Consider the following 20115-nt stretch of genomic DNA (forward strand, 5'->3'; position numbering starts at 1 on the left):
TGGGTGCTGGCATCAATGGTTCGATGATGGACCATTCGGCATCCGTTAAATCACTTGCGTAACGTGAATTCCGACGTTCATACTGCCGGCGAGCGGTTTCAGTCCAGGTCATCGTGATCTCCATCGTATGTCAGAAATCCGATTGAATCATAACCCACTGAAATCGCTCAACCCTTTTTGGAACAGGCTCTCAGGCTGCGCTATTGAATCCTGAATTCAATGATGCATTGTCACCCAAACTTGAAACACTGATTGCGCCGTCAGTGACCGGTGAAAGAGAGCCTGTCGCCTCTCAGATAGCCAGAGGCATGAATGATTATTCATGGCGCTACCTGCCAGAAAACCCAACCGCCTATGTCTCGGGACGCGCCAAACCTCGTTTGATTCTATGGGTTTATTTGATCCAGATCCTGATAAAGCGACGCGGAATTGTTGGAGCGGTAAATTTTATCACGCGCCACAGGTGGTTGTTCCGAAAATGGCTTCCTATTCTGGATATAAACGCGTTTTCCGACGACATAATGGTGGCGTCTCGACTTTCGCCATTCCGCTTTGAATGTCTTGAATTTGCAATCGCAGTGCGATGCTATGCACTGGTGCGGTCTATAGCAAATACCCGATTGTATCTTGGCATACAGCGTTTCCCGTTCGTCGCACATGCCTGGGTTGAGCATAACGAAAAACCAATCGGCGACGATCAAAACCTTCGCAATCGCGCCGCTGTCATTTTCCAGATTTAGAGAGACCTTTGTGCGCCCAACACGGTCTCGGCGCTCTCAAGTACGACGCGGAAAGGCGGGTTCCCGCTACGTTTCAAGAACGACATGCGTGAGAACAAGAAGATAGAGCGAGCCTATTGGGCACGATTAAGCGCGGCACGCTCTAAGATGCGCCGAAAGCCGTCTTCAGCAAAACGATTTGATCCGATACGGGATTGCCATGGGGTGCGCTTTGCAATGAAACAACTTCACCGTAAACATTGCGGTCCATGCGGCGCACACGCGCCTGAAGGCGCATTGAGCGTTCGATGAGTTCAATGAAGGCGAACGGCAATTCGTTCCAGCCCGGCGCAATATCACCGGCAGACGGCGTATCAAGACGCACCTTTGCCTTTTCGGCTTCGACCTGTTTGCGGGACATTTCGCCATTGCGCGCGGCACGCTGCAACAAGAGCCACGAAGCCACCTGCATGAGCCGTGTGGTCAGGCGCATCGATTCGGCTGCATAAAGGGTTGCAGCAACGCGCGAAAGACTGCGCGCTTCTTCACGGCCCTCCCCGTCGAGATAGCTCGCGGCTTCCTCAACCATATCCATGCCTTCACTGTAAATCGGCTTAAAGGAATCCGAGAAAACCATGCGCTCGGCGAGGCTGATCATATTACCCGGCATCTGTCCCTGTTCGCTAATCACTGCTCTGCCACCTTACATGAACGCGTTCACGTCCATTTTGTTGCTCGCATACCGCCAAGGTATGCAAATGAATTATTTGAACTGCTGTTCGACCATGGGGAGAGCGAAGACGGAACAGGCAGTTTTCATGAGTCCACGATAAACTGCACCTTCATGCACCGTCGCGCAAGAATATGTTTAACGAAAGGTTAAAAATTTGGGGAGGATTTTCAGGAATGGTAAATGGCTGCGGCTGCAAACTGGCAAAAAGGCATAAAAAAAGAGCCGCAAAGGCGGCTCTCAGGAGTTTAACAGGGAGGCGTCAAACAGAGTGGCTAAACCACTCGGTAAGAATCCAGCCGAACTGGATATGAACTATTTAACGGTATTAAGATTAATGAATGGTTAACATCGTGTGTTTCAGGCCCGACAGACATAAAAGCCGCCCGGAGGCGGCTTTTAAAATCCGTATTTTTAAGCCTGCTGCAATGCGGGCTTGGGGCTTGAAACAACCGGAGCCTTTGCACCCTCGGCAGAAACTGGCTTAAGTGCAGGCTTCTTGCCCCAGCCAATGGTCGGCAGCCATTCAAGATAATAAGCCAAAGCGAACTGCATCACGACACCGGTTGCAATCAGCAACGTGTCATATGGAAAGCCGCCCGGATTAACGAGCTTCATTACCTGTGCAACCATCGCCAAAAGAGTCCCGGCAATAAACACAGGCAGCGAATGCTTGCCCAGAATGGCCAGCGGGTTTTGTGGTGACGTACGCGCAATGCTGTTAAGCGTCGGCACAACCGCGATCAGATAGGCCATCGCCAGCACATGCAAAAGACGGGGCGCCGAAAGGAACGTCTTGTCGAAACCGGTCAGCACCGCAGGCATGCCCATTGAGGCATCAATACCCCAAAGCGGAAGACGAACCCATGCAAGCGACAGCACCAGATAGCCAACAGCAGCTGCAATCAATGCAGGATGTGCCGGAATTTTATCGCCGCGACGCACATACATGACGCCGGCAATACCGATGGCAAACAGAAACTGCCACGATAGTGGATTGAGGAACCAGACACCCGGCGTTGGATAATTCACTGGCGCGACATGATAAAGACCCGACAGCAACCACACCATGCCCGACACACCAAGCATCAGCGACAGGCTGATACGCGCAAGCAGCAGCAGCAGCGGCGTCAGCAGAAGCACGACCGCATACATCGACAAAATGTTGTTATAGCCAAGCTGATGGCCGAGTGTGACAAGGCCAAGAAGCGCCTCGACCGGCTGTTTGACCAGCGGTCCGATATTGATCTGTGTGAGAAGCTCACGATGCTTGAGGAAAATGGCAGCGGAAGCAAAAATACCCACCGTCGCAAGCGTGGTCATAATATGCGCTGTATAAAGAACACAGGCACGGCGCCACATTTTCAGTGTCAGAACCAGACGGTTGCCCGGTGCAAACTTGGAACCATAGGCCAATGCAACGGCCATACCTGAAATCAGAACAAAAGCTTCGGCAGAATCAGAAAAGCCAAGATTCTTATGCGTGAAGTGCTCATAAATCGTACCGGGCACATGATTGATGAAAATGGTAAGCAGAGCCAAAGCACGAAACACATCAATGCGTGTATCGCGGACTTTTGGCACTATTTTCGCCGTTTCATTCGTCATTTCGTCTGCCTGCTGTTTGTTTTCTGTCTGCAATAGCGCAACACTCATTGCCGCCTATATAGCTGTTAATTCGGGCAGAACCCGGTTGGTTCCAATCAACTTTCGTTCCAGTGGATAACATTATGCCAGCACCCGGACAGCGCATGTCGGACAAGGCTGAGTCCGCCTAAAGGGGCTGTTCAACGAACGCCTCTTACTTTATGCCCGAATTCCATCAACATTTTTCGCTAGGTTTGGTTTATGAACGCGCCAACTGCAAAACAAAACAATGAACGCTGCCGCCTTTTGCTGGTTGCACCACCCATGGCCAATGGGGATGCACTGGCGAAACTCCTGACCGCAGCGCTTTCAGGCGGCGATGTGGCAAGTGTGATCCTTGATGGCAGCGATCTTGATGAAGCAACATTTCAGGCATCCGCTGCAAAAGCGGTTCCTGTGATTCAGGCCAAAGCTGCCGCAGCCATCATTCTCAATGATACGCGCATCGCAGGCCGTGTGGGTGCGGACGGCATTCATATTGAAGGCAAGGCGGCGGAACTTGCCGAAGCCATTGAGAAGCACACACCTAAATTCATTATTGGCACTGGCAATCTGCGTGATCGCCATAGCGCCATGGAAATTGGTGAGTTGCAGCCCGATTATGTTTTCTTTGGCAAAATTGGTGCGGATAACAAGCCCGATGCCCATCCCCGCAATCTGTCATTGGCTGAATGGTGGTCGGAGATGGTCGAAATCCCAAGCATCGCCCAGGCAGGCAACACGGTTGAAAGTGTCATCCCCGCATCTAAAACCGGCGCTGATTTTGTTGCCCTTGGCCGTGCTGTCTTTGAGGCGGAAGACCCGGCAGAGGTCGTAGCACATGCCAATCGGCTTCTGGATGAACACGCTCCACGTTTCGATAAATAACGTTCAAGGTTTGCACGCCCCATGAAGAGCAGAATTCTTCTCGCCACGGCTTTGATCTTTGCTGCTTCCACTCCAGCCGTCATGGCTGCAAGCGCTGCAGACAAACCCGCAGGCGCGCAAGCAAAACACGACAGCAAAAGCGACAAACCGGCTGAGAAGCCCAAAATGTTGCCGCAACCGTCAACAACAGCACATTTGCCAGCCATCGATCCACGCCGGTTTGGGGACAAGCCGGTTGATGAAGCATTTGGTGCCTATCAGCGCGGCCTCTATCTGACGGCTTTCAATCTTGCCCTGCCACAAGCTGAGGAAGGCGATCCAGCATCCCAAACCCTGGTTGCCGAAATCTATGCCCGTGGTCTTGGCGTGCCAGCCGATCAGACAAAGGCGGCTGAATGGTATGCGAAAGCCGCCGAAAAAGGCGTCAACGAAGCACAGTTTCGCTATGCAGCCCTGCTTTTACAGGGCAGATATATTCACAAAGATACGGCCAAGGCCACCAAGCTGATGCATGAGGCAGCTGAAGGCGGCAATGCAATGGCACAGTTTAATTACGGCCAGCTTGTCATCATGAAGACGCCCGGACCAAAGGGATTGGATGAAGCTTTCCCGTGGTTTGAAAAAGCTGCAACAGCAAAATTGCCGGATGCTGAGTATGCGCTCAGTCAGATCTACGCCAACGGCACTGACAAAATCGCTCATGACGATAAGAAGGCTCGCGACTATCTGTTGCTTTCGGCGCGCAAAGGCTATGACACAGCGCAATATGATCTTGCGCGCTGGCTTATTGAAGGGCGTGGCGGCGATCGCAATTACGAACAAGGCTTTGGCTGGATGCAGATTGCCGCCCAGCGTGGCACAGTGATGGCGCAGGCATGGCTTGCCCGGCTCTATCGCGATGGTATCGGCACAGATGGCGATCTGGTCAAGGCTGCGGCATGGTACATCGTCGCGCAACGGGCCGGTTATCGCTCACCCGACCTCAACGATATGATGGATGGACTCGCCGACGAACAGCTTAAAGAGGCTGTTCAAACAGCAAACAGTCTGCGCGTGCGGTAAATTCCGGGTAGTTTTTTGGGTGTCTGATCCGCTCATTGACGCCGCAGACTTGCACAAAGCGCCAATTTATGGTCTTGGAGAGCCCGATTATCGTGGTTCGAGTTAAAGATGGACGCAATCCCCGAAAAGATGCGGGAGATTGCCTTTCTGTCGTGATGCGCCGGGCCGCAACAGTTTTCACATTTATTCCCGGATTAAACTCATGAAGATCAATGGTAACGAAATCCGCCCCGGCAACGTCATTGAGCATGATGGCGGCCTGTGGGTTGCGGTCAAGACCAATGCGGTCAAGCCAGGCAAAGGCGGCGCATACAATCAGGTCGAACTGAAAAACCTCATCACCGGCACCAAGCTCAACGAACGTTTCCGTGCAGCAGAAACCGTTGAACGGGTTCGTTTGGAACAGAAGGACTTCTCGTTCCTCTACGAACAGGGCGAAGCGCTGATTTTCATGGATACCGAATCCTACGAGCAGCTCGAACTCCTCAAGGATTTCGTCGGCGACCGCGCAGCCTTCCTTCAGGACGGCATGATGGTTACGGTTGAACTTTACGAAGAAAAGCCAATCGGCATTCGTCTTCCGGAACAGGTAACTTTGGCAATCGTCGAAGCTGACCCGGTCGTCAAAGGCCAGACCGCTGCTTCTTCCTATAAGCCAGCAGTGCTTGAAAACGGTATCCGCATCCTCGTTCCGCCATTCATTGAATCGGGCGAACGCGTGATCGTTGACACCAGCGAACTGACCTATATCAGCCGCGCATAACGTCTTTTTTCAAAATTGAGCGGCGCCGGCACATGCCCGGCGCCGCAGTCCCCCCTTCTCAAGGGGATGTGACAGTTCTTTCTCAGCTTGCTCAGTTTTGAGTGTCAGTGGTCTGATCGCGTCAGATCGACACTCACAGGTTTATTAACGCGCATATGTATCGAAAACCGGCTCACAGGTTTCGTTATGCGCTCTCAAAGGATGATCAGATGGCCCGTTCAGCCCTCCTCAATGTTATGGTTCAAACCGCCATGAAAGCCGGTCGCGGCCTTGCGCGCGATTTCGGTGAAGTGCAAAATCTTCAGGTTTCACTGAAGGGCCCCGGCGACTATGTCAGTCAGGCGGACCGCAAAGCGGAAAAAATCATCTACACCGAACTGAGCCGCGCCCGCCCGGATTTTGGCTTCCTGATGGAAGAATCGGGCGAAGTTCCTTCCAAGGACGGACAGCATCGCTGGCTGGTCGATCCATTGGATGGAACCACCAACTTCCTGCATGGTATTCCGGTTTTTGCAGTCTCTATCGCTCTCGAGCGTCAGGGACAGATTGTTGCTGGCGTCATTTACAACCCAGCGATGGATGAGCTTTATACCGCTGAACGCGGCGGTGGCGCGTTCCTCAATGATCGCCGTCTGCGCGTTGCAGCGCGCACAAAGCTGGTCGATTGCGTGATCGGCACCGGCATCCCGCATCTGGGTCGCCCCGGCCACGGCCATTATCTGGTCGAACTGCGCAACGTCATGGGTGAAACCGCCGGTATCCGCCGTATGGGTGCGGTTGCTCTCGATCTCGCTTATGTCGCCGCAGGCCGTCTCGACGGCTTCTGGGAAGACGGTATGCACCCGTGGGATCTCGGCGCTGGCATGCTGATGATCCGTGAAGCTGGTGGCTTTGTATCCGATAAAAAGGGAGGTCAGGACATTTTCGGCACCAAGACCATCGTTGCAGGCAATGAAAGCATTCAGAAAGCCCTGCTCAAGACGATCAACAAACCAATCTGATCAGACGTTTCTTTCAACAAAGCGCCCCGGCATGATTGCCGGGGTGCTTTGTTTTGCGCATATTTTTTTCACGCCGGACGATTCCGCTTCACCAAATTATGCAGTAGGCTCCCCCACGACAGATTATCCCTGCGGATATCCACGGAGCGAAACGCATGAGCGATTTGAGACTTTCTCGGGAACGACTGGACGACACGCGGGATTATGATCCCTACCGCCTGAGCAGTCCGAGAATTGTCATTCTGTCCATGGTGATCTTTCTGATCATCGTCGCCTTTCTGGCGGCTGTGCTGATACGACAGATACATACATTCTTCATCACCAATCCCGTCCTTAACGGCCTGATTTTCGGCGTTCTGCTCGTTGGCATCCTGCTCGCCTTCGGACAGGTTCTGCGATTGCTGCCTGAAATTCGCTGGGTCAATTCCTTCCGCGACGGGGATCGCGACGGCGCCACGCGCCCACCGGTTCTCCTTGCACCGATGCGCGCATTGATTGGCCGCAGACAATCAATGGCACTCACCACCAACTCCACCCGCTCCATTCTCGAATCGATTGCCACGCGCCTTGATGAAAGCCGCGATATTTCGCGTTATCTCATCGGCCTTCTGGTCTTTCTGGGCCTGCTCGGTACATTCTGGGGGCTGCTTGGGACGGTCGGCTCGATCGGCCAGACTATCCAATCCCTTGATCCAAGCTCAGGCAGCACCACAGATGTTCTTGATTCGCTCAAAGCCGGATTACAGGCACCACTTTCGGGCATGGGAACGGCCTTCTCATCCTCGCTGTTCGGTCTTTCGGGATCACTGATTCTCGGCTTCCTTGATCTTCAGGCTGGCCGCGCCCAGAATCGTTTTTACACCGAGCTTGAAAACTGGCTGTCATCCGTGACCGATCTTGGCTCTGATCTTGGCATCGATGAGCATCTCGGCGGTATTCGCAATCTTGCCGAACGCGTGCAGAATTTGCAGGGTGGCGAGGCTTCCAGCCAGCGCACATCAGCAGCCCTTGCCAATCTTGCCGAAGGTATTCAGGGTCTGGTCAAGAGCATGCGCAGCGAACAGCAGATGATGCGCGACTGGGTTGAAAAACAGGCAGAAGAGCAAAAGGCCATCCGCGAAACGCTTGACCGTCTTAACAAGACGATAAATGCCAAAACCCCAAGCGAACGTTCGGAGTAAGCACCATGGCTCTTGCCCGTAACCGTCGCCCGCAGCGCCATATTGATTACTGGCCCGGTTTTGTTGATGCGCTCACAACATTGCTGCTGGCCATCATGTTCCTGCTGACGGTCTTCGTGCTCGGGCAATTTCTGCTCAGCCGCGATGTTGATAGCAAAGACAGCGCTTTGGCGCGCCTGAACAGCCAGATACAGGAACTCACGCAACTCCTATCGCTTGAAAAAAGCAATTCGCAGGACCTGCAAGACACGATTGCCAATCTGCAAGCCTCGCTCTCGGGGGCGGAAAGCGAACGCTCTCGCCTGCAAGCCCTGCTCAATGAAGGCAGTGGTGCAGGAGCTGCCGCAGAAAAGCGCGCAGGTGAATTAAGCCAGAGTCTCGACGCGGAAAAACAGGTCAGTGCACAGGCACTTTCTCAGGTGGAATTGCTCAACCAGCAGATTTCAGCACTCCGCCGCCAGATCGCAGCGCTTGAAGATGCGTTGAATGCTTCCGAATCGCGTGATCGTGAATCGACAGCCAAGATCGCCGATCTCGGTCGCCGTCTTAATGTGGCGCTTGCGCAGCGCGTACAGGAACTTAACCGCTACCGCTCCGACTTCTTTGGCCGCCTGCGTGCGATCCTGTCCGACAAGGAAAACATCCGCATTGTCGGCGACCGTTTCGTGTTCCAGTCAGAGGTGCTTTTCCCAACAGGCTCGGCTGATCTCAACCCTGCCGGTCTAGAAGAGATGAAAAAGCTTGCGGCCGCCGTCATCACACTCAATCAGGAAATCCCGGATGACATCAACTGGGTTCTGCGCGTGGACGGTCATACCGATAATGTACCCCTGACAGGCACTGGCCGCTTCCGCGACAATTGGGAACTGTCTTCCGCGCGCGCAACGGCAGTGGTCAAATATCTGATCGCCAATGGCGTGCCAGCCAACCGCCTGGTTGCAGCAGGTTTTGGCGAATATCAGCCACTCGACAATTCCGATACCGCCGATGCCCGTGCGAGAAACCGCCGCATCGAGCTTAAGCTTACTGAGAGATAATGAGTTAAAGGGGCTTGAAGCCCCCTTATTCATTTACCGAAGACGCCTGCGCCTGCTTCAAATTGCAGCTTGGCGAGGCGGGCATAAATGCCACCCTTCTCAACCAGCGTCTGATGCGTGCCTTCTTCGACGATCTGGCCCTTGTCAAGCACCAGAATACGGTCAGCTTTGAGAACTGTTGCCAGACGATGCGCCACGACAAGCGTCGTGCGGTTGTCCATGAGACTGTCGAGCGCCTTCTGCACCAGCATTTCGCTTTCTGCATCCAGCGCCGAAGTGGCTTCATCCAGCAACAGAATAGGCGCGGCACGCAGAATCGCACGCGCAATCGCAATGCGCTGACGCTGGCCGCCTGAAAGTGTCACGCCGCGTTCACCGACTTGCGTATCATAACCCTTGTCCAGCGCCATAATGAAGTCATGCGCAAGCGCCGCTTTGGCTGCGGCTTCAATGTCCGCATCGCTCGCACCGGGCTTACCAAAACCAATATTTTCGCGAATGCTGGTGGCAAAGATCGCCACATCCTGTGGCACCACCGCAATGCGTTCGCGCACCTTCGCAGGATCAGCTTGAGGCAAAGCAACACCATCCATCATCACCGAGCCGCTCTGCGGATCGTAATAACGCATCACCAGCGAGAAGATCGTGCTTTTACCAGCCCCGGATGGGCCGACAATCGCAACTGTCTCTCCCGGCTTTACAGCGAAGCTTAAGCCATGAAGCGAAGGCGCATGAGGCCGTGTCGGATAGGAAAAAGACACATTGTCAAAGCTGATTTCGCCACGCGGCGGTTCAGGCAAAGCAACGGGATTTGCAGGAGCAGAAATGCCGGGATTTTCATCAAGAATTTCTGCAAGACGTTCTGTGGCACCTGCGGCCTGCGCAAGCTCGCCCCCCACTTCTGAAAGCGCACCAAAGGCGCTGGCCGCAAACACCGCATAAAGGACGAACTGCCCCAGCGTGCCCGCGCTCATTGTGCCAGACAGCACATCACGCGAACCGAACCAGAGCACAGCAACCACACTGGAGAAAATCAGAAAAATCGCAAAACCTGTGAGAATGGCCCGCGCCTTGATCGAAGAGCGCGCTGCCTGATAGGCCTTCTCGACCGCATTTGCAAAATGCCGAACCACCATATTTTCGTTGGTAAAAGCTTGCAGTGTGCGCATGGCACCGATCTGTTCGCTGGCATAGGCATTGGCATGCGCCAGCATATCCTGCGTCATGCGTGAACGGCGGCGCACCGAACGACCAAAGGCAATCAGTGGAATCACGATCAGCGGAATCGCGGCGATCACAAGTGCGGACAGCTTGGGGCTGGTGACAACCATCATAATCAGCGCACCGACACCCAGAATCACATTGCGCAGCGCCACAGACGCCGTAGCCCCCACAACAGATTTGATCTGTGTGGTATCGACAGAGAGGCGCGAGACGATCTCGCCGGATTGCGAGCGATCAAAGAATTCCGGCGAAAGGCTGGTTACATGAGAGAAGACGGCATTGCGCAAATCCGCAACCACGCGCTCGCCCAGCGATATGACGAAGAAATAGCGCAGACCCGATGCCAGCGCCAGAACCAGCGCCAGCGCGACCAGCATACCGAAGTAATTATTGACGAAGACGGCATTGGCGCCGGTGAAGCCATGATCAATCATGCGACGCACGGCAACGGGAACGGCAAGCGTTGTGGCAGCTGCAAGGACCAGCGAAAAAAGCGCGCCGACCACAAGAGTCTTGTAGCGTGCAAGAAAGGGAATCATCCGCTTTAACGGCTTCAGCGAACGACGTTTACGTTCTCCCCGCGCGTCTAAATCTGGATTCATGCGAATTTGACTGTCTCTGCTGGCCATTCTTGAGATTGCGCCCTTGTTATTGCCGTGCGCCTGATGTATAGGCTCGCCAACCCTTTTGGAAGCCGTTGCTGTTGGTAACGGGTCTTCATATCTGTCATTGGGCGAAAGTGCCGCAGTTTTAAAATTAGAGCTGGGCTTTTGCTCCCAGACTTTCAGGATTGAGAAGATGAAAGCTGATATCCATCCCGACTACCACACCATCAAGGTCGTGATGACCGATGGCACCGAATACATGACCCGTTCTACATGGGGCAAGGAAGGCGATACGATGAACCTCGATATCGATCCATCCACGCATCCAGCATGGACCGGTGGCTCGCAGACCCTGCTTGATCGCGGTGGCCGCGTAACCAAGTTCAAGAATCGTTTCGGCAATCTCGGTATCTAATACCGCCGAATATGAACTGACGAAAAACCTCGCTTAGGCGAGGTTTTTTGTTGTCTGCATTTCAAAGAATGACGCCCGATAAAAAACTCCCGGACAAGCCGGGAGTTTTCATATTCGGAACTGATACCAGAACTTAGGCGCTCAGCTTTTCCATCACTTCGTCGCTGACTTCAAAGTTGCTGTAGACGTTCTGAACGTCATCATCATCTTCGAGCACATTGAGAAGCTTGAGCACCGAGCGTGCCTTTTCCTCATCCAGTTCAGTATTGGTCTGCGGCTTCCAAATCGTTTTGATCGATTCGGCTTCGCCAAGTGCTGCTTCCAGCGCCTTTGACACTTCACCAATGTCTTCAAAAGCGCAGAGGATCACGTGCTCTTCTTCGCCGGACTGAACATCATCGGCACCCGCCTCGATCGCGGCTTCCATAATCGTGTCAGCATCACCAGCTGACGACTTATAGATAATTTCTCCAACGCGATCGAACATGAACGCGGCAGAGCCGGTTTCGCCCAGTGCACCACCCGACTTGGTGAAAGCTGCACGCACATTGGATGCGGTGCGGTTGCGGTTGTCGGTCAGCGCTTCAACGATAACCATGACGCCGCCCGGACCACGGCCCTCGTAGCGCACTTCATCATAGTTTTCGCCGTCATTGCCGGCAGCCTTCTTGATGGCACGCTCGATGTTATCTTTCGGCATCGACTGCGCCTTGGCGTTCTGGATTGCCAGACGCAGGCGCGGGTTCATCAACGGGTCAGGCAGACCCTGCTTGGCCGCAACGGTAATTTCGCGTCCGAGCTTGGAAAACATTTTCGACCGCACGGCATCCTGACGCCCTTTGCGGTGCATGATATTCTTAAACTGTGAATGGCCAGCCATGGCACCCCTGTTCTGTTCATATGATGCGCACGGAGAAAGCGTCACATAAGAATGGGTCTGGCCGTAGGCATATCGGCCACCGCGCTTTCCGTGCTGAATGGCCGCGTTATAAGGAATTGAGCCGCATTCGTCCAGCAAAAGCGCCAAATTACAAAATCCTATGTTGATCGCTCACTTATCGGTCGACGCGCATAATCAAAAAATATTATCTATAAAACCATGAATCAGCACACCAGCGACACGCCCGGCGAAACAATCGCCGCCCGTATCAGCCGCATTCTTGCGGACCGGATTATTGCGGGCGAAATCGAACCCGGCACCAAATTGCGGCAAGACCATATCGCCGAGGAGTTCGAAACAAGCCACGTGCCGGTGCGCGAGGCTTTCAGGCGGCTTGAGGCGCAGGGGCTTGCGGTTTCAGAACCACGCCGGGGCGTGCGCGTTGCATCTTTCAGTATCAGCGAAATCCGCGAAGTTGCAGAAATGCGCGCAGCCCTTGAAGTGCTCGCACTCCACCATGCTGCACCCCACATTACACGCGCCACACTGGATGCGGCCGAACAGGCCACCGTTGAAGGCGACAAATCGCGCGATGTAAAAAGCTGGGAGGCAGCCAATCGACGCTTTCACCGCCTGATTCTTGAACCCTGCAACATGCCGCGGCTGCTCGCCGCCATCGACGATCTTCATGCCGCCAGCGCACGATTTCTGTTCGCCACATGGCGTTCGGAATGGGAAACCCGCACAGATCATGATCACCGTGCGATACTCGACGCGCTGCGTCAAAACGATGTCGATACTGCCGCAGGCATCCTAGCGCGTCATGTTCAATGGATCGGTCATCGCCCGGTAAAAACGGCCTCGGGCAAGACGCGTGATTCCTTTGCAATTGTAGGCTAATCCCCCACAACCAGTTTTCAGTTTTCTGCTTTTCATCCCAAAGTTCGACCAAACTTGGGATTGTTTGGTGTGCGCAAACAGCATTTTATCTATTCAATGAATTTCTTACTTGCCAAGCACGCCACTTATCTGGAATTTAAATAGATCGAATCTCTATTTTATCTATAATTTGAGGACGCCATGACAAGCATCACCCAAACCCGCCCTTCCTTCAGCCCGCTTAACCTTGAATCCCGTTCACCGGCCCTGCGTCTTGCAGCCGTTGTTTTCGGCACGTTTGTACTCGCCATCTCATCGCAGATCGAAGTTCCAATGGTGCCGGTTCCCGTCACACTACAGACACTGGTCGTGCCGTTGATCGGCGCACTCTATGGCTGGCGTCTTGGCCTTGCCACGGTTCTTGCATGGCTCGGCGAAGCCATGATCGGCCTGCCGGTTCTGGCTGGTGGTGCTGGCGGCATCGCACATTTCGCAGGCCCGACAGCTGGCTATCTGGTCTCGTTCCCGATTATGGCAGCCCTGACCGGATATCTTGCGGAACGTGGCTGGAACGGCAAAAACGTCATGCTGGCATTTGTATCATTCGGCACTGCCAACCTGCTTGGCCTTGCACTCGGTGCCATGTGGCTTTCGAGCGTGATAGGCATTGAAAAAGCCGTTGCCTTTGGTGTCACGCCGTTCCTCGTTGGCGCGCTGATCAAGTCGGCACTCGGCGCTGCAATTCTCAAAGCAGTAGCACGATAAACGATCAATGACAGTACGCCTGCGCGGTCATCATCTTCTTTGTATGCTGACCTATATCGGCAAGGGCTACAGCCCGGCTTTCGTGGAAAATTACGATGCGATTGCCGGGCGTTTGTCGAACGGGGAAGACATTGAGATCATCGATGGCCCCGACGACATCTGCCAGCCACTGCTCTGCGAGAGTGATTGCCACTGTTTTCAAGCAAGCGTGGCTGTTCGGGACAGGCTGGCTATAAAAGATATAGCGGAGCTGTTTGGCCGAACGATCTTAGCTGGCGCACAACTCTCACCTGATTCCCTACAGCTTGGCCAGATGCGAGCGGCTTTCGCCGATGGCAGCATTCGCAAAGCCTGTACATCTTGCGAATGGTCAGAGCTTTGCACCCGCATCGCCGTCACCGACGATTATGCGGGCGTTCGGATAAAATTATAAAGACCTACCGCCAGAAGGCAGGGATCGTTTCTTCGAGCCTTGCGCCAATGCGCAAAGGGGCAGCCTTTTCCGCAAGGCCGGTGCGATCAGAAATCTCGATGCCGACCCCGCAAACAGTGGCAGGGCCGCTGGCAGCTTCAAAACGACCCTTGGGCACCTTCGACAAGAAGCGGTTGAGCGGCTCTTCCTTATCCATGCCAAGAGACGAATCATAATCGCCACACATACCGGCATCCGACATATAGGCCGTGCCGTTGCGCAGAATCTGGCAATCGGCAGTCGGCACATGGGTATGCGTTCCCACAACCGCGCTGGCCCGACCATCGACAAAATGGCCAAAGCACTGCTTTTCGCTGGTGGCTTCTGCATGGAAATCAAAAAACACAGCATCCGCCTGCTCGCCAAGCGGGCAAGCTTCGAGGATTTTTTCGGCAGCGATAAACGGATCATCCAGATCCGGGTGCATGAACACGCGACCCATCACATTGGATACCAGCACGCGGGCACCATTTTTGGCGATATAAAGCCCCTCGCCCTTACCAGCCGTTCCTTTCGGAAAATTCGCAGGGCGAAGGAAACGGTCTTCACGCTTGGAGAAATCCAGCGCCTCACGCTGATCCCACACGTGATTGCCGGTCGTCACCACATCCGCGCCCGCGCGGATCGTGTCGTGAAAAATCTCTTCGGTAATACCAAAGCCGCCAGCGGCGTTCTCACCGTTGACGATCACGAAATCCAGCTTCAGATCAGAAATCAAGCCCGGCAGCTTTTCATAAACCGCCGTGCGCCCTGACCGGCCCACCATGTCACCAAGAAAAAGTAATCTCATAAATTCGTCTTTATCAGCCCTGATCGAAGGAGCGCAAGCCAGTCTCTGTCAGTATCTGGTGAAGAGCAATATCATGCGGCTCATTGGGCACATGTGGCACTTGCTGACAATCAAAAGCCATGCCGATCAACAGCGGCTCCAGGCCACGCTCCGCAAAACGCGCCAGCGCGCGGTCATAGTGACCGGCACCATAGCCGAGCCTATGGCCGCGTCTGTCAAAACCGGCAAGCGGCATAAGCATAATGGCAGGATCAACCAGCGGCGCATTTTCATCGGGTCCCATCGTCCCAAAGCCGGTTTGAACCAGCTCTGCATCCGGCAAAAATTCACGAAAAGCGATTGTTTCCTTATCCAGAACCACCGGCAGACACAGGCGAGCCCCCTTATCACGCATGAAAGATAAAAGCGGACGCGGATCGATCTCGGAGCGGATCGGCCAATAGCCGGCAATGATGATGCCCTTGCGTGCGGGAATTGCAGTTTCTGCTTTTTTTGCTGCCGTTAGAGAAGCCTCAAAGCGAAACCGCGGATCAAGCGCATCGCGACGCGAAAGCACCGCTCGCCTCAATTGTTGTTTATCGCCGTATCGCGGCTGTCCGTGATCACTCATCCAATGCCTCCACCAATTGCTGATAGTGGAACCGGAATGCGCTTATCCGTCAAGCCGCTGTTGCTAATCTCTCCGAGCGATCGCGAATGACTTTCAGAACAACCCCATGGAAATCATTCAGAAAGACCTGGCCCCACAGGTCGCAGTAGAAATTAATCGGCGTTGCAATCCGGTAGCGTGTGGTGAGTGTGAGCCGTGTATGACCATTGGGCAGCGCTTCAAGGCGATAATCACCATTGGTAAGCTTGAGATAAGAACTATCCACATTGATATGGGCTTCAACAGCCGCCGGTATCGACTCCAGACCAAAATTGAAATCCCAAGCCAGAAGGCGGTTTTCTTCCCAACGCGTCACAATCTCCTGAAATCGGACGCCACGAGTCCATTCAAGCTGGCGTATAGCACCAACACCCTCCCCCTCCAAACGCGCATCAACAGGCTGCGGAACACCAACAATGCCGTGACTGAATGTCCATGACAGTTCATCCGGGCGGACATGGCGGATTTCAGCTGTCTGCGCCCACACGACATCAGGCGAAGCTGCAATATCGATAATTGTCGTGACCGCTCCCTCATGCGGCTCATAGTGTAGCAATGGTTCAAATGGGTAGAACATCAACGGCAATGCAATCACCAGCATTGTGGAGCGTGGCGTGCGAAAGCGGCGGATGAGCGAAAGCGTCAACCATGATCCAATTGCGGAAAAAACAGCGAAAAATGGGGCCGCCATAATCACGCAAATGCCACCTTCCCGGAAGAAGACCATGCTGATGACGACAAGGCCGCCAATAATCATCCAGCTCATTTTTACATGGCGCCAAAGGGTCTTTTGCGCCCGTGGATCGCTGATACTGGATGCAAGGCTGGCAATCCCCATCGGCAACAGCATGAGTCCGGCGATAAAAGGCATCATGTCAGAAACAGGCGTCAGCCAGATCAGGACATAAAGCAACAGCCCATACACCGCAGCAATCGGAACAGCGATGCTGATACGTTCAGAAAAAGGGGGCAGATCGGGCGAAGAAGAAGTCATCAGAAAACGCACATAACTTTGAAGGATAAGGCGTTTTAAAACATATTTGTCTTCAATAACAAAGCGCTTGGCCCCGAACGGCACAAAAGCGAAAGAAAGTGGCGACCACGACGACCGATGGTAGTGTTTGATCCCGGGAACCTACAACGTAGGTGGGCGCCATATGCGAAAGCCCACGGGCCTTCACAGGGACAGCTCCCTTAGAGATCAATAAGGCCCCGGGGATGCTGTTACACCTGTCGGGAAGCGCAGTACGCCAATGCCATATATAGGCTTAGTCAGGCGGGAGCGCCAGTGGCGTAAGCGCCAGATACAGAAATCTTTTTTAAATCACACCGACCCTGGGCGCGGCGCAATTCGTGATGCCACCTGCTCAAGCCGTGTGGCAACATCTGCGAGCACACCAGTGATGGCAGCATCGTTCTGATCAGCATTGGTCAGAGCCTCGTCGCGCGACCGTCTTAACGCCTCGACCTCGCTTTCAAGGCCCTTGATGCGCTTTTGCGTTTCTGCAAGCTCATCCATGACCATAATGCCAGCCATGACCGTCAAGCGAAGATCGCCAATTTCACCGAACGATGATTTGAGATGCGTGACATATTGGTCAAAACGATCAGCCAGCCCGGAAAGATGCTCTTCCTGACCTTCATCGCAGGCCATGCGATACGCTTTGCCATCGATGGTAACGGTTACAGTCGCCATGCTTGTATCCTTTATCGATCCAGAACGGCGCGAATGGTTTCCATAGCTGTCACAAGACGGCGCGAAACTTCGCGGTTCGCAGCTTCAAGCCGTTCAGCGCGCGCCTCAGACTGATCGAGTTCCTGTGCAAGACGGCTACGGTCAGCGTTCATACGCTGCACCTCTTCCTCAGCTTCGGCGAAATCGCCTTCCTTGTCCAGCCGCAGGTCCACCGCTTGTTCAAGCGTGTTGAGTGCCTTTTCCAGCCTTTCAAGAACCTGCCTGAGGGTCGTATCGGGTGCCATCCATTTCCTTTCCAATGCCAGATCACAGACATCGAATCGCGCCTGCCGGACGGGCATCTTTGGAAAGACTGTAATAATCGACCGCCCGATAAGCAACAAATGAGGGGGCCGAGAGGCCATTCATGCACCGTTATCCGCGCAAAAAAGGCTTTTCAGTGATGAACACCCCATAAATTAGCTGGTATAGCACGATGATCGCAGACTGTTTATTGTCGAAAAGCTATCGTTTTGTTGACTCCACAAATGCAGCTGCTATGTGTCCCAAAGCCTTCTGCAGCGCGAGCATCTCAAGCATTTAATCGGTTTAAAGAGATTAAATCGTTTAGTATAAGGAGTTCGTGCTTCAGTTCCGAGGCATCGCCGCAACCCCGTTAAAACCACTATGGAAAGACGGCCGAGACCATGACGAATTCCGATAAACAAAACCAGTTGGCCAACGCAATCCGCTTCCTGTCGATTGATGCGGTTGAAAAAGCCAATTCCGGCCATCCCGGACTCCCGATGGGTGCAGCCGACATCGCGACGACGCTTTATACGCGTTTCCTGTCACACGACCCGCAGAACCCGCATTGGCCAGATCGCGACCGTTTCGTGCTCTCAGCCGGTCACGGCTCGATGCTTCTTTATTCGCTGCTCTATCTTTCGGGCTACGAAGACATCACCATCGATGAAATCAAGAATTTCCGCCAGCTCGGCGCGCGCACCGCAGGCCACCCTGAATATGGCCATGCCGCTGGTATCGAAACCACGACCGGTCCGCTCGGTCAGGGCATCGCCAATGCTGTTGGCATGGCGCTCTCCGAACGCATTCTCAATGCACAGTTTGGCGACAGCCTTGTTGACCACTACACCTATGTGATTGCTGGCGACGGCTGCCTCATGGAAGGCATCAGCCAGGAAGCCATTGCCCTTGCTGGCCATCTGCAGCTCAACAAGCTCATCGTCTTCTGGGATGACAACAACATCTCCATCGACGGCCCGATCTCGCTTTCTGACAACACTGACCAGCCTGCACGCTTCGCCGCTTCCGGCTGGAACACGCTCGCTGTTGACGGCCACGATCAGGACGCGATTGCCAAAGCCATCGAAATGGCCAAGGTTTCGGAAAAGCCAACCTTCATCGCCTGCAAGACCACCATTGGTTTTGGCTCGCCAAACAAGGCTGGCACCAACAAGGTCCACGGCTCGCCACTCGGCGCAGAAGAAATCGCTGCGACCCGCAAGGCACTCGGCTGGACAGCAGAGCCATTCGTCGTACCTGCAGAAGTTCTCGACGCATGGCGCGTTGCCGGTCTGAACGCTGCCAAGAAGCGTCAGGAATGGGAAAAGCGTCTGGCAAATGTCGATGCTGAAACCCGCGCAGAATTCGAACGTCGTATGCGCGGCGACCTGCCGGCAAACTTCGATGACGCGATCAACGAATACAAAAAGAAGCTTTCCGCTGAAAAGCCGAAGGTTGCGACTCGCAAATCTTCGGAAATGGCTCTTGAAGTCATCAACGGCGTTGTGCCTGAAACGCTGGGCGGCTCTGCCGACCTCACCGGTTCCAACAACACCAAGACCAGTCAGACCAAGGCTGTGACGCCGGAAAACTACGGTGGCCGCTACATCCATTACGGCATTCGTGAACACGGCATGGCTGCTGCCATGAACGGCATCACACTGCATGGCGGTCTGATCCCTTATTCGGGCACCTTCATGTGCTTCTCGGATTATTGCCGTCCGGCAATGCGTCTGTCATCGCTGATGGGCATCCGCGTTGTTTACGTCATGACCCATGATTCGATCGGTCTTGGCGAAGACGGCCCGACGCATCAGCCCGTCGAGCATCTCGCAGCTCTGCGCGCCATTCCAAACCACAATGTCTTCCGTCCGGCAGATGCTGTGGAAGTGGCCGAATGCTGGCAGATTGCACTGCATTCGAAGGGTACACCGTCAACACTGGCTCTGACCCGTCAGAACCTGCCGGTCGTGCGCACTGAACATCGCGAAGAAAACCTCTCCGCATTCGGCGCCTACGAACTCGCTGCTGCAAACGGCGATGCAAAGGTTTCGATCTTCGCAACCGGTTCGGAAGTGGAAATCGCCCTCAAAGCCCGCGACCTTCTCGAAGGCAAAGGCATTGCAACCCGCGTTGTTTCCGTTCCTTGCTTTGAACTGTTCGAAGAACAGAGCGATGCCTACAAGCAGGCCACACTCGGCAATGCGCAGGTCAAGGTCGCAATCGAAGCAGGTCTGGCGCTCGGCTGGGAACGCTTCATCGGCGAAAACGGCGTGTTTATCGGCATGAAGGGCTTCGGCGCTTCGGGCGAAATCAACGATCTCTACAAGCATTTCGGCATCACAGCAGAAGCTGCTGCCGAAGCTGCGGAAAAGAAACTCAACGCCGCCGCATAATTATCAAACGCCGGCGTTAGACACGCCGGCGTTTACATTTCCAGCTGAAGCA

Annotated in this window: 22 protein-coding genes and 1 other RNA gene; 12 read left to right on the top strand and 11 right to left on the bottom strand. The window is 54.1% G+C overall.

Annotated features, from left to right (window positions below; genetic code table 11):
* On the bottom strand, positions 1–112 hold a 112-nt coding region (locus tag VBH83_RS09540; protein ID WP_396997446.1), incomplete at its 3' end, for a transposase.
* 91 nt (positions 113–203) lie between these two features.
* On the opposite strand from VBH83_RS09540, the gene VBH83_RS09545 reads away from it, so the two are divergent.
* On the top strand, positions 204–740 hold the full coding sequence (locus VBH83_RS09545) for a lasso peptide biosynthesis B2 protein (RefSeq protein WP_396997388.1): 537 nt from the start codon (positions 204–206) through the stop codon (positions 738–740).
* A 142-nt stretch (positions 741–882) separates the two neighbouring features.
* On the opposite strand, the gene VBH83_RS09550 is transcribed toward VBH83_RS09545, so the two are convergent.
* Together VBH83_RS09550 and VBH83_RS09555 are read right to left on the bottom strand one after the other, a co-directional pair.
* Complete coding sequence (locus tag VBH83_RS09550; protein ID WP_265984954.1) at positions 883–1389, bottom strand: DUF1465 family protein; 507 nt, start codon at positions 1387–1389, stop codon at positions 883–885.
* A 474-nt stretch (positions 1390–1863) separates the two neighbouring features.
* Entirely contained in the window at positions 1864–3057 is a 1194-nt protein-coding gene (locus tag VBH83_RS09555) for an OpgC family protein (RefSeq protein WP_265984808.1), read from the bottom strand.
* A gap of 240 nt (positions 3058–3297) precedes the next feature.
* Between VBH83_RS09555 and VBH83_RS09560 the strand changes: the two genes are divergently transcribed.
* The 6 genes from VBH83_RS09560 (at position 3298) to VBH83_RS09585 (ending at position 9007) form a co-directional block, all read left to right on the top strand.
* Complete coding sequence (locus VBH83_RS09560; RefSeq protein ID WP_265984809.1) at positions 3298–3963, top strand: thiamine phosphate synthase; 666 nt, start codon at positions 3298–3300, stop codon at positions 3961–3963.
* 21 nt (positions 3964–3984) lie between these two features.
* On the top strand, positions 3985–5025 hold the full coding sequence (locus VBH83_RS09565) for a tetratricopeptide repeat protein (RefSeq protein WP_265984810.1): 1041 nt from the start codon (positions 3985–3987) through the stop codon (positions 5023–5025).
* A gap of 202 nt (positions 5026–5227) precedes the next feature.
* On the top strand, positions 5228–5788 hold the full coding sequence (efp, locus tag VBH83_RS09570) for an elongation factor P (protein ID WP_265984811.1): 561 nt from the start codon (positions 5228–5230) through the stop codon (positions 5786–5788).
* 209 nt (positions 5789–5997) lie between these two features.
* On the top strand, positions 5998–6789 hold the full coding sequence (locus VBH83_RS09575) for an inositol monophosphatase family protein (RefSeq protein ID WP_265984812.1): 792 nt from the start codon (positions 5998–6000) through the stop codon (positions 6787–6789).
* A 155-nt stretch (positions 6790–6944) separates the two neighbouring features.
* Positions 6945–7970 (top strand): flagellar motor protein MotA, encoded by a 1026-nt coding sequence (locus tag VBH83_RS09580; RefSeq protein WP_265984813.1) that lies wholly within the window; start codon positions 6945–6947, stop codon positions 7968–7970.
* A 5-nt stretch (positions 7971–7975) separates the two neighbouring features.
* A complete protein-coding gene (locus VBH83_RS09585; RefSeq protein ID WP_265984814.1) occupies positions 7976–9007 on the top strand; it encodes a peptidoglycan -binding protein in 1032 nt (343 codons plus the stop codon).
* A gap of 29 nt (positions 9008–9036) precedes the next feature.
* On the opposite strand, the gene VBH83_RS09590 is transcribed toward VBH83_RS09585, so the two are convergent.
* Entirely contained in the window at positions 9037–10860 is a 1824-nt protein-coding gene (locus tag VBH83_RS09590; RefSeq protein ID WP_396997393.1) for an ABC transporter transmembrane domain-containing protein, read from the bottom strand.
* Positions 10861–11029: 169 nt separating this feature from the next.
* Here VBH83_RS09590 and rpmE point away from each other — a divergent pair, with 169 nt between their 5' ends.
* Positions 11030–11251 (top strand): 50S ribosomal protein L31, encoded by a 222-nt coding sequence (gene rpmE, locus VBH83_RS09595; protein WP_265984816.1) that lies wholly within the window; start codon positions 11030–11032, stop codon positions 11249–11251.
* A 133-nt stretch (positions 11252–11384) separates the two neighbouring features.
* Here the strand turns inward: rpmE and VBH83_RS09600 are convergent, their stop codons facing one another.
* Positions 11385–12131: a YebC/PmpR family DNA-binding transcriptional regulator gene (locus tag VBH83_RS09600; protein ID WP_265984955.1), complete on the bottom strand. Its 747-nt coding sequence runs from the start codon at positions 12129–12131 to the stop codon at positions 11385–11387.
* A 219-nt stretch (positions 12132–12350) separates the two neighbouring features.
* Here VBH83_RS09600 and VBH83_RS09605 point away from each other — a divergent pair, with 219 nt between their 5' ends.
* The 3 genes from VBH83_RS09605 (at position 12351) to VBH83_RS09615 (ending at position 14208) form a co-directional block, all read left to right on the top strand.
* On the top strand, positions 12351–13031 hold the full coding sequence (locus VBH83_RS09605; RefSeq protein WP_265984817.1) for a GntR family transcriptional regulator: 681 nt from the start codon (positions 12351–12353) through the stop codon (positions 13029–13031).
* Between the two features lie 180 nt (positions 13032–13211).
* Entirely contained in the window at positions 13212–13775 is a 564-nt protein-coding gene (locus VBH83_RS09610; RefSeq protein ID WP_396997396.1) for a biotin transporter BioY, read from the top strand.
* Positions 13776–13782: 7 nt separating this feature from the next.
* Positions 13783–14208 carry a DUF1284 domain-containing protein gene (locus VBH83_RS09615; protein WP_265984819.1) on the top strand — a complete coding sequence of 142 codons (426 nt, stop codon included), beginning with the start codon at positions 13783–13785 and terminating at the stop codon, positions 14206–14208.
* Between the two features lie 4 nt (positions 14209–14212).
* Here the strand turns inward: VBH83_RS09615 and VBH83_RS09620 are convergent, their stop codons facing one another.
* The 6 genes from VBH83_RS09620 to VBH83_RS09645 all read right to left on the bottom strand — a co-directional run bounded on the left by VBH83_RS09620 (position 14213) and on the right by VBH83_RS09645 (position 17666).
* A complete protein-coding gene (locus tag VBH83_RS09620; RefSeq protein WP_265984820.1) occupies positions 14213–15037 on the bottom strand; it encodes a TIGR00282 family metallophosphoesterase in 825 nt (274 codons plus the stop codon).
* Between the two features lie 13 nt (positions 15038–15050).
* Positions 15051–15647, bottom strand: coding sequence for a 5-formyltetrahydrofolate cyclo-ligase (locus VBH83_RS09625; RefSeq protein WP_265984821.1), 597 nt, complete (start codon positions 15645–15647; stop codon positions 15051–15053).
* Positions 15648–15696: 49 nt separating this feature from the next.
* The gene (locus tag VBH83_RS09630) at positions 15697–16680 is read right to left on the bottom strand and encodes an SRPBCC family protein (protein ID WP_265984822.1); all 984 of its coding nucleotides are present in this window, start codon (positions 16678–16680) and stop codon (positions 15697–15699) included.
* Positions 16681–16779: 99 nt separating this feature from the next.
* A non-coding RNA gene (gene ssrS, locus VBH83_RS09635) (6S RNA) lies at positions 16780–16938 on the bottom strand.
* 72 nt (positions 16939–17010) lie between these two features.
* On the bottom strand, positions 17011–17382 hold the full coding sequence (locus VBH83_RS09640; RefSeq protein ID WP_265984823.1) for a cell division protein ZapA: 372 nt from the start codon (positions 17380–17382) through the stop codon (positions 17011–17013).
* A gap of 11 nt (positions 17383–17393) precedes the next feature.
* Entirely contained in the window at positions 17394–17666 is a 273-nt protein-coding gene (locus tag VBH83_RS09645; RefSeq protein WP_094540354.1) for a DUF4164 domain-containing protein, read from the bottom strand.
* Between the two features lie 402 nt (positions 17667–18068).
* Between VBH83_RS09645 and tkt the strand changes: the two genes are divergently transcribed.
* A complete protein-coding gene (gene tkt, locus VBH83_RS09650) occupies positions 18069–20063 on the top strand; it encodes a transketolase (protein ID WP_265984824.1) in 1995 nt (664 codons plus the stop codon).
* The last annotated feature ends 52 nt before the right edge of the window (positions 20064–20115 follow it).

The sequence above is a fragment of the Ochrobactrum sp. S1502_03 genome, assembly GCF_044435015.1.
GTDB lineage: Bacteria > Pseudomonadota > Alphaproteobacteria > Rhizobiales > Rhizobiaceae > Brucella > Brucella chromiisoli.